Origin of the sequence: Krasilnikovia sp. MM14-A1004, from assembly GCF_047159485.1 — a bacterium.
In the GTDB taxonomy this organism is placed as follows: domain Bacteria; phylum Actinomycetota; class Actinomycetes; order Mycobacteriales; family Micromonosporaceae; genus Actinoplanes.
In genome coordinates, this window is the sequence record NZ_AP038773.1 from 3,426,793 (window position 1) to 3,440,647 (window position 13,855).

The following is a 13,855-nucleotide window of genomic DNA, read 5'->3' on the forward strand; positions in this document are numbered from 1 at the left end:
GTGTCTCCTCAGGACAGGTCGTCGAGGTGGCGGCGCAGCTGGCGCAGATACGTGTGCAGCTCGAACTGGGTCAGGCTGCGCGGCGAGTCGATGAACTTGATGCCACCGCTGACGTCGGGGTGCTCGTCGGCCTTGCGCCGGGCCAGGTCGGCGGCGGCCGCGCTGCCCCTGTCACGGCCCGCGACGAACTTCGCGATCACCTTGGTCTGCAGGTCCACGGTCGGGAAGTGGCCGCCGGTGCCGTCGGTCAGGCCCGCCACGAATAGGTTGTCGTGGGTACGGGAGAAGGCGTTCAGGTACAGATCGGGACGGCCGTCGCGCCAGCTCAGATGCTCCCGGTCGAGACCCGGCAGCTCCACCTGGAAGCCGGTGGCGTAGACGATCACGTCGACGGCGTCGACCCGGCCGTCGGTGAACTCCACCTTGTCGCCGTGCAGCTCCTTGATCTCCGGGCGCACCTTCACCCGGCCGTGCCCCACGTGGTACGGCAGCAGCGAGTTCACGATCGGCGGGGATTCCAGCAGCTTGTGGTCCGGCACGGGCAGCCCGTAGTCCTGGGGGCGGCCGACGGTGGCGCGCAGCACGAGCTTGTACATGCGCCGGACCAGCCCGATCGGCAGGCGCAGCGACTGGCTGGCGTCACCGACCTGGTCGGCGGGCTTGCCGAGGATGTACTTCGGGACGAAGTAGTAGCCGCGCCGCATGCTGATCATGACGGACTCGGCGGTCTGCGCGGCCTCCACCGCGATGTCGCAGCCGGAGTTGCCCGCGCCCACCACCAGCACCCGCTTGCCGGTGAAGTCGGCGGCGGTGTCGTAGTCGCGCGAGTGCATCGTCGTGCCGTCGAAGCTGCCGGCGTACTGCGGGAACCGCGGCGACCAGTTGTGCCCGTTGGCCAGCACGACCCCGCGGTAGCGGCGGCTGGTGCCGTCGGCGGTCCGCACGATCCAATGCTCGGCGTCCGGGGTCACCCCGGTGACCTCCTGACCGAAGCGGATGTGCGGGGTCAGGTCGAAGTGCGCGGCGTAGCCTCGCAGGTAGTCCAGGATCGCGTCGTGTCGCGGGTAGGTCGGCAGATCGGAGTCGAGCGGCAGGTCGGGGTACTCGGTCACCTTCTTCGAGGTGATCGTGTGGGTGTTGGCGTACACCGAGCTGCGCGGGTTGGCGCGGTCCCAGATGCCACCCACGCCGTCGTGCGCTTCGAGCACCTCGCAGGCCACCCCTTCGGCCATGAGGTTCCTGGCGGCGGCCAGCCCGGACGGCCCGGCACCGATGACGGCGTAGCGGTCCCGCAGGTCCATGGTCGTACTCATTGGCTCCCGGCTTTCTCGCTGGATCAGGCGCGCTGACGTCGCGCTTGCAGGGAGGAAGATGTCCGGGACGCCCCATTGATACCCCCGCCGATGACGTATCACCGACCGCCGTCCGTGGCTCTGCCAGTGCGGGCCACCGGCCGGAAGGAGACATCGTGACGCGGACCGCGACGAACACCGCACCTCGAAATCCGGGGCGGCGGGTACTGCCCCGCCCGGGCTTCGCCGCCTGGGGCCGGACGATCGGCCGGCACCGCCGGCTCGTGCTGGGCCTGTGGCTGGTGGCGGTGCTCGCCGGGGTGCCGGCGCTGAGTCAGCTGAAGGACAACCTGACCGCGGGCGGATTCGAGGTGCCCGGTTCGGGCTCCGCGCAGGTGGCCGTGCTGGAGAAGCAGGCGCTGCCGCAGCGCTTCGACCGCACCAGCGTGCTGGTCGTGCACTCCGACAAGACCACGATCGACGATCCCGGGTACGCCGCGGCGCTGTCCCGCGTCCGCGCCGCGCTGGCGGCGAGCCCCGGCGTCGCGGACGTCTCCGACCCGCTGCGGACCGGCCAGGTCTCCCCCGACCGGCGCACCGCCGCGGTGGAGGTGGGCATCAACGAGCCGCAGGACGCCGCGTACGCGCACGCCCCGAAGCTGCAGGAGGCCGTGGACCGGGCCCTCGCGGGCACCCCGGCCGACGGCGCGATGACCGGCGACGCCCCGTTCTACGCCGCGTTCCAGGAGACCGGCTCGGAGGACCTGGCCACCGCCGAACGCATCGTGCTGCCACTGGTGCTGGTGATCCTGCTGCTGGCGCTGGGCAGCGCGGTGGCGGCGCTGCTGCCGCTGGCGCTGGCCGGGATCGCGGCCAGCGTCGGGCTGGCCCTCATCTCCGTGCTGGGCGCCAACACCACTGTCAACATCTTCACCCAGAACCTCGCCACGATGATCGCGGTCGGGGTCGGCATCGACTACGCGCTGTTCGTGCTGCGGCCGTTCCGGCGGGCCCTCGCCCGCGGGTCGACGCCGCAGGAGGCGGTCGGTGAGGCGCTGGGCAGCAGCGGGCACGGCGTGCTGGTGTCCGCGCTGACCGTGGTGGTCGCGCTGGCCGGGACGCAGCTGGTCGACGTGCCCGCGTACCGGTCGATGGGGCTCGGGGCCATGATCGCGGTGGCGGTGGCCGCGACCGCCGCGCTGACGCTGTTCCCGGCCATGCTGGCGATGCTCGGCAACCGGGTCAACGCGCTGCGGCTGCCCGGCCGGCTCGGCCGCCGCACGTACGATGACGAGCCCCGCTCCGGCCGGATCCGGGCCGTGGTCGACCTGCCGGTGCGCCGCCCGTGGTGGGTGGTCGGCGGAACGGTCGCGTTGCTGTCCCTGCTGGCGCTGCCCGCGCTGCACCTGCGCCTGGGCACGTCGGGCCCCGACATCCTCGCCGAGGACGCGGCACCACGCGTGGCCGCGCAGCGGCTGGCCGACGGTTTCGGCGCGGGCCGCGCCGGGCCGCTGCGCGTGCTGGTCGCCGCACCGAACGCCACCGGCGGCCCGGACGCGGCGCCGATCGCACCCGACACCCGGGCCGGCGTGGAACGCATCGCCCGCGCGCTGTCGGCCCGGCTGCACACCGACCCCGAGGTCGTGGACGTGGCGACGCCACAGATCGGCGCGGGCGGCCGGGTCGCGGCGCTGACCGTGGCGACCAGACACGGCCCCCAGTCGGCGCAGGTGATCGACCTGGTGCACCGGCTGCGGGCCACCCTGCCCGAGGTGGCGGGCGCCGGGACCACGGTGCTCGTGGGCGGTGAGCCCGCCCAGAACGTCGACCTCAACGCGCAGGTCGGCGGCAGCGTGCCCAAGGTGATCGCGCTGGTGCTGGTGTTGTCGTTCGTGCTGCTGATGGTGGCGTTCCGCAGCCTGCCGATCGCCCTCAAGGCGGTGGTGACGAACCTGGCCTCGGTGCTGGCCGTGTACGGCGTGCTGGTGTGGGTCTTCCAGGACGGCCACGGCGCGTCGCTGCTCGGGGTGCACGCACCCGGCTACGTCGAGGTGTTCCTGCCGCTGTTCCTGTTCTGCATCCTGTTCGGACTGTCGATGGACTACGAGGTCTTCCTGCTCACCGCGGTACGGCGGGCGCACCTGGAGGGCTACTCGACAAAGGACGCCGTGGTCCGTGCCGTGACCGGGACCGCGGGGGTGATCGGGCCCGCCGCCGCGATCATGATCGTGGTGTTCGGCGGGTTCGCGTTCACCACGCTGGTGCCGATCCAGGCCATCGGGTTCGGGCTGGCGGTCGCCGTGCTGCTCGACGTGAGCGTGGTGCGGCTGCTGCTCGTCCCGGCGACGCTGGTGCTGCTGGGCGAACGCAACTGGTGGCTGCCGAAGTGGCTGGCCGCGCTGCTACCGCCGTCGCCGGTCCGGGGCGTCGCGCCCGAACCGGCCGTTCCGGCGGCCCCCGCGGGTGACGCCGGTGGGCTGCGGAGGGTTTCCGGGGACGACACCGCCCCGGTGGTCGCGAACGCGGGCGTCCGGCCGGAGGCGTAGGCCGTGCCTCAGCCGTCCGTCGGCACCGCGCCGTCCGGCAGCCCTGGCCAGATGCCGCCCACGGTGACCTCGCTGGGGAGCCACGACACCGGCGTACCGGCGCCCTCGCCGTCGAAGCGGGCGGGTGGCGGGGAGTCGTCGCCGTCGCCCTCCCCGGCGTCACCGGCGATCATGACCCTGCCGGTCCCGGGCATGCTGGACGACATCGCTGCGGCGCTCGCGTGGCTCGGGTGCGTGAGGCCGAGCGGGCCCTGCGCCATCTCCGTGATCAGAGTGATCGTGGTGGCCGTGAACACCGAGCGGGTCAACGCGTCCGTCGCGCCACCGTAGAGACAGGTGGAGCTGTACAGGTGGCAGACCCAGCCCAGCGTGCCCGCGGCGAAGACCCCGGCGCCGGAGGGGGCCGTGTAGTAGCTGACGTTCGCCTCGTACGTGCTGTTGTTGTCGTAGCAGCCGTAGACCGGTGAGCTGGCCATGACCTGCAGGTCCGCGTTGGCCGGCACGGCGTCCGGGATCACCTTGTCGAACTCCTGGCGCACGCCCATCGGCAGGACGGTGCCCGGGGTGGTGTTCGGCGGAAACGGCCAGTCGGGGGTGGTGAGCACCATGTCGCCGTGACGGCCGGGGCAGCCCGTGTACTGCTCGCCGAGCAGCGTGCTCTCCGGCTGCGCGGCCGGGAGATCACGGAACCGGGTCGTGCTGGACTCGGGATCGCCAGCGGTCACCGGGTCGAGTTCCGGCTCCCGGTAGATGGCGAAGGCGCGGTCCGCCCCGAAGCTGGACGACATCGGCCGGACCTGCCAGTAGGCGGTGTTCGCGCCGAACACCGCGAGGTTCACGCCGGCGTCGCGGGCGGCGTCGAACCCGGCGCGCATCCGCGCGGACCAGTACTCCGCGTGCGCGCCGAGCAGCACGCCCCGGTGCGCGAGCAGCAGCGCCGGCCAGCGGTGCACGTCCACGTCTGTCACGTACGCGACGTCCAACCCGCGCTGCTCGGCCAGCCGGATCAGCGGGTACTCGTCCGTCAGGTAGGTGGCCATGCCGTGGTTGGACTTGTACGGCCGGTCGAGCGAGGCGACGAGCGACCGGTCGGCGTAGGTGATCTTCGCACCCTTGTACGCGCTGCTCCCACCCCAGGAGTTGTACGCGGTCCAGGTCAGCGGCTCGGACACCAGCACCAGCGGGCTGGTCGACGCCGGATCGTTGACGGTCAGCGGCACGAACGTCTGCCCACCGCGGCTGTCGGAGATCTTCAGCAGATACGAGCCGGGGGTGAAGCGCCCGTCGAGGCGGATGCTGACACTGGGCTTCCACGGTGCCCGCGGGGAGCGGGTCGCCGGGGCGACCACCGCGGCCGGTTGCGCCTTCGTCGCGAACCAGCCGGAGGTGTAGACGGCCCGTCCGCCCGCGCCGCCGTAGTACCCCATCCGCCAGGCGGTCACCGTCGCGCGAGGCGCGCGGGTGGACACCATGAGCCGGACGGTCTGGCCGCACCGGGCCGAGGTCGTGTCCGCGAACGCCTCCACGTGGGTGACGGCGCGGGCGTTGTACTGCCATCCGGTTGCTCCGGGACGGCGGTTCTCGGTCTTGACGTACCCGGCGGCCGTGGGCCGGGCCGCGCACTTCACCGGTGCGGCCGTGGCGGCGGACGCCGTGGTCGCCGCACCGAACCCGGACAGGCCGACCAGAACCGACACGACGGCCGTCAGGGCCACGCGGGCGCGGACACGCATTCATATCCTCACGAACGGTCAGACGGATTTCGGTCCTGCCACGATGACGAGCATCGGTGGAGCGGACCGGTCCGATCCCGGTGCCGTTCGGGTGCTGTTTCAGCCCACCTCGGCGACCACCTCCACGGGAGCCGGCCGCAGCGCTCCGCCCACGGGGTCCGGTGCGCCGGCTTCGGACGGCGTGACGGGCCGCGCCGCCGGGCCGGGCAGCCACCAGGCTGCGACCGCACCCGCCGCCAGCACCAGGGCCCCCACGGCCATCGCGGGCACCAGACCCGAGACGTACGCCGCCGGCGCGGTGCCGCCGCCGTTGGCGGTGAACACCCAGGCCAGGACCGCGATCCCGAACGCGCCGCCCGCCTCGCGCAACGCGTTCATGGCCCCGGACGCCGCACCGGCCTCGTGCGGCCGCACCGCGCCCAGCGCCGTGCTCGCCGCCGGTGGGTAGACCAGGGCCATCCCGGCGCCACCCAGGACGGCGGGCACGAGCAGGGCCGCGAACGACAGCTGCGGCGTCAGCACCAGCGCGAGCCAGCCCAGGGCGAGCGCCTGCAACACGAGCCCGCCGCCGATCAGCCGCCGCGCCCCCCATGTCTCGCTGACCATCCCGGCCAGCGGGGAGATCACCAGCGGCATCACGGTCCACGGCAGGATCCGCAGGCCCGCCGCCAGCGGCTCGTGTCCCTGCACGGTCTGCAGGAACGGGGCCAGCAGGAAGATCCCGCCGAACATGCCGAAGTACATCGCCACCCCGGCGAGGTTCACCGCGGTGAACACCCGGTTGGCGAAGAACCGCAGCGGCAGCATCGGCTCGGGCGCGCGCCGTTCCCACGCCACGAACCCGGCCAGCAGCAGCGCCCCGGCGGCCAGCGGCCCGGTCACCCGCCCCGACGACCAGCCGTGCTCCGGCACGGCGACCAGCGCCACCATGATCCCGGCCAGCCCGCCGGTGACCAGCACGGCTCCCGGCACGTCCAGCCGCCGCGCCGGACCCGCGCCGCGCGCCAGCACGTACGGCGCCGCCAGGCAGCCGACGATCCCGACCGGCACGTTCAGGGCGAAGATGTACGGCCACGAGGCGAGCTGGGTGATCGCCCCGCCGATCACCGGGCCCAGCGCCACGCCCAGCCCGCTGACGCCGGAGAAGATCCCGAACGCGAGCCCCCGCTGCCGCCCCGGGAACGCCCCGGCCAGCAGCGTCAGACTGATCGGCAGCACCACGGCCCCACCGGCGCCCTGCACGGCCCGCGCCGCGATCAGCGCCCCGGCGCTGGGCGCTGCCGCGGCCGCCGCCGACGCCGCGGTGAAGACGGCGAGTCCGGCGATGAACATCCGCCGGTGCCCGAACCGGTCCCCCAGCGCCGCACCGAGCAGCAGCAGGACCGCGAACGACACCGTGTACGCGTTGACCACCCACTCCAGCTGCGGCAGGGAGGCGGACAGGCCGGTCCGGATGCTGGCCAGCGCCGTGGTCACCACGAGGTTGTCCAGGGTGACCATGAACAACGCCAGCGAGACCAGGGCGAGCACCCACCACCGGCGTTGCGGGGCGGCGCCGCTCACGAGGCCGTACCGATGCGCTCGATCCGCAGGCTGCCCCACAGCATGGCCCTGTCGCGCGCGGCCCACTTCTGCTCGGCCGCGCGGCCGTCGCCGGGCCCGAAGCTGCGCCAGATCGCGACCGCGCCGGGCCGGCCCGCGCGGTGCACGGCGGCGCGCAGCCGCGCCGCGTACGCGGGGCCGACCGCGTCGAGCACATTGGACAGGCTGAACCCGGTGAACGTGCCCGGTGGCACGGATTCCAGGTAGGCGGCGACGTCAGCGTAGACCAGGTCGAGGCGGTCCGGGTCGACGGCCGGAGCGGGCGGCGGCGCCTCGCCCAGCAGCAGGCCCCGTACGTAGGGGTTGGTGCGGTTGGGGTGCCGGCCCAGGCCGCGCTCCAGGCGCTGCCGGACGACCAGGTCGAAGCGGCGGGCCGGGCCGGACGCGGCCTTCGTGAAGGCCCCGAAGCCGCCGGCGCGGACGCCGGCCGGGCCCAGCGCGGCGCCGAGCACGAGGCGGAAGCGGCGGTTGTCGAAGCGTTCGCGCCAGCGGGTGAGCTGTTCGGCGGGGTCGTCCAGGTCGCAGAAGGCCGCCAGATCGGTACGGCGCCAGCCCACGCCCGCCAGCACCCGCCGGGCGTGGTGCAGCAGCCGTTCCGTCGAGCCGGGCCGGGCGGGGGCGCCGCGCAGCCGCTCGCGCACGTACCCGATCTGTGCCGGGTTGGCGTCGACCGCGGTGACCTGCCGTCCGTCGGCCGCCAGGGCGAGCGCGGTGTCGCCCGCAGACGCGACGCACAGGATCCGCCCGTCGCGGGGCAGCACGGTGCGTTCCACGTCGCTGTCCTCGTACATCCGGCCGAAGATCAGCCGGTGTGCCCCTCGGTCCGGCTGCCAGCCGGGCGCCTGCGCTGGGTGGCCGAGTGCGGGGACGGCGTCGAGCTGCGTCATGTCTCCTCCGTTGCGTTGCCTGCGGGTGCGTCTCGGTAACAGAGGCGCTCGGGGGGCCCGCGAATACGTTCCGTGGTGGCGGTATCACCGGAGGGTCGCCGCGCTCCTCTACCCCGACGGCCCCACGGCCGACGCCGGAGCACACCGCGGCGCCCACGCCCACCCGACCGGGAGATCCGCAGATGACCCACCCCATTGCCGCGCCACCGCGCCCGGCGGACGCCCAGCTGGGCGAGCTCGTGCAGCATCTGTGCGCCGAGTCGGCGCGCGAGCACCAGCCGGCCGCCGGGCCCTGGCCCGCCGCGGCGACGCTGGACCGGCACCAGTGGTTCACCAGCCCCGAACTGGTCTCGCTGTACGCCACCGCCCGCTGGCCCGAGCTGAGCGACGCGCAGAGGCGGGAGCTGAGCTTCTGGGAGGCGGTGAACTTCTACAGCCAGAACATCCACGGCGAGCGGCTGCTCATCGACGGGCTCCGGGCCCGCCTGGACTCCCCCGGCACGGCGTTCCTGGCGCCGTACCTCGCTCGGATGATCGAGGAGGAGGAGCGGCACAGCGCGTACTTCACCCGGTTCTGCGAGCGGTACGCGGGCCGGATCTACCCGGAACGGATGCTCACCCTGGCGCAGGATCCGCCGCAGGCCGCGGACTTCTTGTTCTTCGCCCGGGTCATGATCTTCGAGGACATCGTGGACTGCCTGAACATCCGGATGGCCGCCGACGATCGCCTCGTGGCGGTCGCCCGCTGGATCAACCACGACCACCATCGCGAGGAGCGCCGTCACCTGGCGTTCGGCCGCCGGGTCGTGTTGCGCCTGTTCGCCGACGGCCTGCGGGAGTGGCCGCAGCCCCTGCTCGACGAGATCCGCGCGGCGCTGGCCGGATACGTGCACGCGGTGTGGCGCACGTTCTACAACCCGCAGGCCTACGCGGACGCCGGCCTGGACGAGCCGTGGCGGCTGGCCACCGAGGCGTTCGCCGACCCGGCCGCCGAGGCGCACCGCGCCGCGATCAGCCGCCGCTGCCTGCGCTTCCTGCACAAGCACGGAATCCTCGTGGGTGCGGCATGAGCGGCCCGATGAACGCGGACGTGCGCGGCCGACTGCGGGACTGGGTGGCGGCCCGCAATCCCGACCTCGACCCGGCGGCGCTGACCGACCGGACCCCGCTGATCTCCACCCGGCTGGTGACCTCGCTGCACGTCGTGGAGCTGCTGCTGCTCATCGAGGAGCTGCGGGCGGCCCCGGTCGACCCGCGCAGCCTGGCGCCGGGGGCCTTCGCCGACATCGACACCATCGTGCGGTCGTTCTTCCCGCAGGACGCCGGGGCGGGGGTGCGGTCATGAACGCGCCGACGACGGTACGCCTGCCCGACGGCGTCACCGTGGCCGCGCACGGGACCTGTGTGCTGTCCGGGCCGGCGCTGGACTGGCTGCGCCGCCTCGACCGTGCGGTCGCCGACCTCGCCGTGGGCTGGGGTGCCACCGAGCACCAGTTCCCGCCCCTGGTGCCCGCCGCCGACCTGGACCGGATGGGCTACTTCACGGCGTTCCCGCACCTGGTCACGATGCCCGCGACCCTGCCGGCCGACGAGGCGGAGATCGGCCGCTTCGTCGACGGGTACGCGCTCGGCGCCGACGGCGCCGTGCCGGTCACCGGGCTCGCCCCGATGCGCCACGCCCTGACCCCGGCCGCCTGCTACCCCGTGTACGCGATGCTGCGCGAGCATCGCGCCGACCGGCCGACGCTGGTCACCACCGCGGCGACCTGTTACCGGCGGGAGGAGCGGTTCGAGCCGCTGCGGCGGCAGTGGGCGTTCACCATGCGCGAGATCGTGTGCGTGGGCTCGGCCGCGGAGGTCCGCGAGTTCCTGGACGCAGGCCGCGCCGCCGTCGACGTCCTGCGCGAACGCCTCGGCGTGCCGGGGCCGTGGGAGGTCGCCACCGACCCGTTCTTCCGGCCCGGGGACAGCGGCGCCCGCCTGATGCAGCAGCTCGACCCGGTCAAGCACGAGGCGCTGGCCGGAACGCTCGCCATCGCGTCGGTGAACCTGCACCACGACCACTTCGGCGCCGCGTTCGACCTGGGCCGCGGCGACGCCACCGCGCACACCGGCTGTGTGGCGTTCGGCCTGGAACGCTGGCTGGCCGTCGTCGCCGAGCGGTGGGGACCGGACCCGCTGCGCTGGCCCGATCCCCGGGAGGGAAGCGATGTCTGACGGCCGCATCCTCGTCACCGGCGCGAACGGCTACCTGGGCCGCCACGTCGCCCGGCACCTGCTCACGCACACCGACCGGCCGCTGCTGCTCTGGGTACGCGCCACCACGCCCGCCGAGGCCGAGGCCAGGTGCGCGCCGCTGCTGCGGGACCTGCCCGGCGTGGCCGGCCGGGTCCGGTACACCGGCGGCGACCTGGCCGGCGACGACCCCTTCGGCGGGGTCGACACAGGCGATCTCACGGCGGTCGTGCACACGGCGGCGGTCACCTCGTTCACCGTCGAGCACGACGTCGCCCAGCGGGTGAACACCGCGGGCACGGCCCGGTTGCTGGAGTTGGCCCGCCGCTGCCCGCGGCTGGCGTCGGTGTGCCTGTTCAGCTCGCTGTACGCGACGGGCCTGCAGGCCGGGCCGATCACCGAACTGCCCGCCCCGGCGCCGTCGGCCGGGTTCGCCAACGCGTACGAGCGGTCCAAGTGGGCGGCCGAGGCGTACGCGTTCGGGCAGACCGACCTGCCGGTGAGCGTGCTGCGGGTCGCCACGGTCCTCGCCGACGACGAGTCGGGCCGGGCCGGGCAGCACAACGCGGTGCACAACACGCTGCGGCTGCTGCGGCTGGGGCTGCTGGGACTGATGCCCGGGCTGCCCGGCACGCCGGTGTACCTGACCACGGCCGAGGTCACGGCGCGGGCCGCCGCAGCCGCCGTCGACCGGGCGGCCACGGGGGTGTTCCACGTCGCGGACCGCGCGGCCGACTCGCTCACCCTGGCCCGCACCCTGGACGTCGCGTTCGACGTCTTCGGCGCGGACCCCGGCTTCGCGCGCCGCCGCATCGCCCGCCCCGAGTACGCGGACCTGCACTCGTACACCTTGCTGGCGGACAGCTCCCGCAGCTTCGGCGCCAGCGTGCTCGGCCAGGCCCTGACCAGCCTGCTGCCGTTCGCCGCCCAGTTGTACGTCGCCAAGGACGTGGGCAACGACCGCCTGCGCGCCCTGCTGCCGGACTACCGGCCGCTGGACGCGACGGCGCTGCTGGCCGCGACCTGCCGGACCCTGCTGGCCGACTCCAGGAGCCCCGATGTACGCCGCTGACCCCGCCCGCCTGGAGCAGGCGCTGGCCACCCTGCTCGGACCCGAGTTCGTCGTGTCCGTCGCGGGCATCGCACCGACCACCCCGGCCGTGCCGGCGCGGCCCGCCCCGGAGCGCGGGGTCACGCACGACGCTCCGTCGCTGGAGGCGGCCCGCCGGACGGAGCGACAGGTGGGCCGGGCGGCGCTGCGCCGGGTCGCCGACCGGCTCGGGGAACGGGTGGACACCGACCGGCTGGTCCTGCCGCATCCGCGTCTCACGTTGACCCACAGTCACGGGGTGGCCGTCGCGGTCGGCGCCCGGGGGGCCAGCACCGGAATCGGGGTGGACCTGGAGGCCGTGCGGCCGGTGAACCCCGGCATCGCCCGGCTGTTCCTGACCGCAGCCGAGCGGACCCGGCTCGGCGCGGCGGCACCGGCCGGCTCGGCGGCACCGGCCACCTCGCCGGACGTCCTCTTGCGACTGTGGACCGTCAAGGAGGCCGTCTTCAAGGCCGACACCGGCAACGCCGGGCGGATCCTGGCCGACTACGAGCTGTGCCGGCCCGCCGCCTGGTCCGGGCACGCCACCCGGGGCGGGTCCCGGTTCCGGTACCGCACCGTCCAGCTGCCCGGGCACCTGGTGTCCGTGGCCGTCCACGAGGAGAGAACCGCATGACGACGGTACGTCCCGCACCCACGTCGCTGGCACCCGCGACCAGCACGGCGGGCGACTCCCAGCGCTGGCTGCTCAGCTTCTACCGCATCTCGGAGCTCAGCGGTGCGCTGTTCTTCGGCCGTCTGGCCCGGGCGCAGCGGCCCGGCCCGGTGCACAGCGACCTGACCCGGCACTTCGCCGACGAGGCCCAGCACGCTCGCTACTGGACGGACTGCCTGGAGCAGCTCGGGGAGAAGCCGCAGCCGCTGGGCGCCGCCTACCAGGACCAGTACCTGGCGGCCACCGGACTGCCGGCCAACCTCATGGAGGTGCTCGCGATCACCTCGGTCTTCGAGCAGCGCGTCATGCGCCAGTACGCCCGGCACCTGACCGTGCCGGACCAGCACCCGCTCGTCACACAGACCCTGCGCAAGATCATGGAAGACGAACGCTGGCACGTGAAATGGGTACGCGAGGAACTGATCGCGATGGAGCCGGAGTACGGAAAGGACCACATCGCCGCGACCCTGCGCCGGATGACAGAGGCCGACGAGGCCGTGTACGCGGCCACCCTGGCCGAACACGCCGACCGCGTGGAATTCCTGTTCACCGAGGGGAGCAAGCGTGCCTGAGCTGCGTACGCACGACGGCGGGACCCTGTTCCAACGCGTCGGCGAGATCCTGGGCCAACCCGGCCCGGTGCCCGCCGAGACGGAGATCGCCGCGCTGCCGGTCGACTCGTTCGCCCTGGTGGAGCTGGTGATCGAGCTGCAGGAGATGTACGGGGTCCGGTTCGGGCACGACGAGATGCGGGCGTTGCACACCGTCGGCGACCTGGCCCGGCTGATCCACGAACGGGCGGGCCGGGATGACTGAACCGCAGGTCAGCATCGACCACATCAGCTGGGCGCTCGGCGAGCAGACGCGCACCGTGGAGGAGACGGTCGCGGCCGGGGACACGGTGTCCACAGCGGAGCAGCTGCGCGCGGCCGGTTTCGACACCCACCACGTCTGCGGCCCGGACACTTCCGCGTACGACCTGGCGGTGCGGGCGCTGACCCCGATCCGGCAGCGGCTGGACCGGGTCGGCGCGATCGTCTACGCCACCTGCCTGCCCGGCAACGCGACCAGCGGCAGCACCGCCGGGTTCGCGGCGACCGGCGACGTCAAGCACCTGATGCGCTATCCGGCCAGCCGGTTGCAGGCGGAGTTCGGGTGGGACGACGCGATCGTGCTCGGCGTGGGACAGCAGGGCTGCACGGGGCTGCTGGGCGCGCTGCGGATCGCCCGTGCGCTGCTGGTCGCGGAGCCCGACCTGGACCCGGTGGTGGTCGTGACCGCGGACCGCTTCCCGGCCGGGGCGCGCTACGAGCAGACGTACAACCTGGTGTCCGACGGGGCGGTCGGCGCCGTGGTATCGCGGGCGCCGGGCCGGTTCGGGCTGCTGTCGGTGCGCCACGTGACCAACGGGGCGCTGGCCGAGGCGGTCGACGACGAGGTGGTGGGCAGCTACTTCAGCAACACGTGCGAGGTGGTGCGCCAGGCCTGCGACGAGGTGAAGATCGCGCCGGCCGGGGCGGACTGGCTCGTGCCGCAGAACACCGACGTGCGCGCCGTGGAGATCCTCGGGCGGCTGCTGGGCCTGCCGGAGCAGCGCCTGCACCGCCCGGCCACCGCCCGGCTGGGGCATGTCATCGCCGGGGACAACCTGATCAACCTGGCGGAGCTGGACGCCACCGGCCGCCTGGCCACGGGTCAGCGCCTGGTCCTGCCGGTCGCCGGGTACGGCATGAACTTCCAGTGCGCCGTACTGGAGGTGCAACCGCCCGGGCCCGGGGCATAGCCCCGGACCCG

General features: G+C 73.7%; 13 protein-coding genes. 9 read left to right on the plus strand and 4 right to left on the minus strand.

Going from position 1 to position 13,855, the window contains the following annotated elements:
* Positions 1-8: 8 nt before the first annotated feature.
* Positions 9-1,313 (minus strand): flavin-containing monooxygenase, encoded by a 1,305-nt coding sequence (locus ACMCNN_RS15430; protein ID WP_412746899.1) that lies wholly within the window; start codon positions 1,311-1,313, stop codon positions 9-11.
* A 155-nt stretch (positions 1,314-1,468) separates the two neighbouring features.
* On the opposite strand from ACMCNN_RS15430, the gene ACMCNN_RS15435 reads away from it, so the two are divergent.
* On the plus strand, positions 1,469-3,838 hold the full coding sequence (locus ACMCNN_RS15435) for an MMPL family transporter (RefSeq protein ID WP_412746900.1): 2,370 nt from the start codon (positions 1,469-1,471) through the stop codon (positions 3,836-3,838).
* An 8-nt stretch (positions 3,839-3,846) separates the two neighbouring features.
* Here ACMCNN_RS15435 and ACMCNN_RS15440 read toward each other — a convergent pair whose 3' ends face one another.
* The 3 genes from ACMCNN_RS15440 to ACMCNN_RS15450 all read right to left on the minus strand — a co-directional run bounded on the left by ACMCNN_RS15440 (position 3,847) and on the right by ACMCNN_RS15450 (position 8,060).
* Positions 3,847-5,571 carry a N,N-dimethylformamidase beta subunit family domain-containing protein gene (locus ACMCNN_RS15440; RefSeq protein ID WP_412746901.1) on the minus strand — a complete coding sequence of 575 codons (1,725 nt, stop codon included), beginning with the start codon at positions 5,569-5,571 and terminating at the stop codon, positions 3,847-3,849.
* Positions 5,572-5,670: 99 nt separating this feature from the next.
* Complete coding sequence (locus ACMCNN_RS15445) at positions 5,671-7,134, minus strand: DHA2 family efflux MFS transporter permease subunit (RefSeq protein ID WP_412746902.1); 1,464 nt, start codon at positions 7,132-7,134, stop codon at positions 5,671-5,673.
* Positions 7,131-8,060, minus strand: a complete 930-nt coding sequence (locus ACMCNN_RS15450; RefSeq protein ID WP_412746903.1) for a DUF3419 family protein — start codon at positions 8,058-8,060, stop codon at positions 7,131-7,133. Before ACMCNN_RS15450 ends, ACMCNN_RS15445 begins: the two co-directional genes overlap by 4 nt.
* Before the next feature lie 182 nt (positions 8,061-8,242).
* Here ACMCNN_RS15450 and ACMCNN_RS15455 point away from each other — a divergent pair, with 182 nt between their 5' ends.
* The 8 genes from ACMCNN_RS15455 to ACMCNN_RS15490 are packed head-to-tail and all read left to right on the plus strand — an operon-like array spanning position 8,243 to position 13,844.
* Complete coding sequence (locus ACMCNN_RS15455) at positions 8,243-9,130, plus strand: diiron oxygenase (protein WP_412746904.1); 888 nt, start codon at positions 8,243-8,245, stop codon at positions 9,128-9,130.
* Positions 9,127-9,405: a hypothetical protein gene (locus ACMCNN_RS15460; RefSeq protein ID WP_412746905.1), complete on the plus strand. Its 279-nt coding sequence runs from the start codon at positions 9,127-9,129 to the stop codon at positions 9,403-9,405. Before ACMCNN_RS15455 ends, ACMCNN_RS15460 begins: the two co-directional genes overlap by 4 nt.
* Positions 9,402-10,277, plus strand: coding sequence for an aminoacyl--tRNA ligase-related protein (locus ACMCNN_RS15465; protein ID WP_412746906.1), 876 nt, complete (start codon positions 9,402-9,404; stop codon positions 10,275-10,277). The genes ACMCNN_RS15460 and ACMCNN_RS15465 overlap by 4 nt, the downstream gene beginning before the upstream one ends.
* A complete protein-coding gene (locus ACMCNN_RS15470) occupies positions 10,270-11,367 on the plus strand; it encodes an SDR family oxidoreductase (protein ID WP_412746907.1) in 1,098 nt (365 codons plus the stop codon). Before ACMCNN_RS15465 ends, ACMCNN_RS15470 begins: the two co-directional genes overlap by 8 nt.
* A complete protein-coding gene (locus tag ACMCNN_RS15475; protein WP_412746908.1) occupies positions 11,354-12,022 on the plus strand; it encodes a 4'-phosphopantetheinyl transferase family protein in 669 nt (222 codons plus the stop codon). Before ACMCNN_RS15470 ends, ACMCNN_RS15475 begins: the two co-directional genes overlap by 14 nt.
* Positions 12,019-12,633 (plus strand): ferritin-like domain-containing protein, encoded by a 615-nt coding sequence (locus ACMCNN_RS15480; RefSeq protein ID WP_412746909.1) that lies wholly within the window; start codon positions 12,019-12,021, stop codon positions 12,631-12,633. Before ACMCNN_RS15475 ends, ACMCNN_RS15480 begins: the two co-directional genes overlap by 4 nt.
* A complete protein-coding gene (locus tag ACMCNN_RS15485) occupies positions 12,626-12,877 on the plus strand; it encodes an acyl carrier protein (protein WP_412746910.1) in 252 nt (83 codons plus the stop codon). Before ACMCNN_RS15480 ends, ACMCNN_RS15485 begins: the two co-directional genes overlap by 8 nt.
* Entirely contained in the window at positions 12,870-13,844 is a 975-nt protein-coding gene (locus ACMCNN_RS15490) for a 3-oxoacyl-[acyl-carrier-protein] synthase III C-terminal domain-containing protein (protein WP_412746911.1), read from the plus strand. Before ACMCNN_RS15485 ends, ACMCNN_RS15490 begins: the two co-directional genes overlap by 8 nt.
* Positions 13,845-13,855 lie beyond the last annotated feature (11 nt).

Coding starts and splice junctions, on each gene's coding strand:
- ACMCNN_RS15430 (WP_412746899.1), bottom strand. CDS start 1,313: ATGAGTACGACCATGGACCTGCGGGACCGCTACGCCGTCATCGGTGCC.
- ACMCNN_RS15440 (WP_412746901.1), bottom strand. CDS start 5,571: ATGCGTGTCCGCGCCCGCGTGGCCCTGACGGCCGTCGTGTCGGTTCTG.
- ACMCNN_RS15450 (WP_412746903.1), bottom strand. CDS start 8,060: ATGACGCAGCTCGACGCCGTCCCCGCACTCGGCCACCCAGCGCAGGCG.
- ACMCNN_RS15455 (WP_412746904.1), top strand. CDS start 8,243: ATGACCCACCCCATTGCCGCGCCACCGCGCCCGGCGGACGCCCAGCTG.
- ACMCNN_RS15460 (WP_412746905.1), top strand. CDS start 9,127: ATGAGCGGCCCGATGAACGCGGACGTGCGCGGCCGACTGCGGGACTGG.
- ACMCNN_RS15465 (WP_412746906.1), top strand. CDS start 9,402: ATGAACGCGCCGACGACGGTACGCCTGCCCGACGGCGTCACCGTGGCC.
- ACMCNN_RS15470 (WP_412746907.1), top strand. CDS start 10,270: ATGTCTGACGGCCGCATCCTCGTCACCGGCGCGAACGGCTACCTGGGC.
- ACMCNN_RS15475 (WP_412746908.1), top strand. CDS start 11,354: ATGTACGCCGCTGACCCCGCCCGCCTGGAGCAGGCGCTGGCCACCCTG.
- ACMCNN_RS15480 (WP_412746909.1), top strand. CDS start 12,019: ATGACGACGGTACGTCCCGCACCCACGTCGCTGGCACCCGCGACCAGC.
- ACMCNN_RS15490 (WP_412746911.1), top strand. CDS start 12,870: ATGACTGAACCGCAGGTCAGCATCGACCACATCAGCTGGGCGCTCGGC.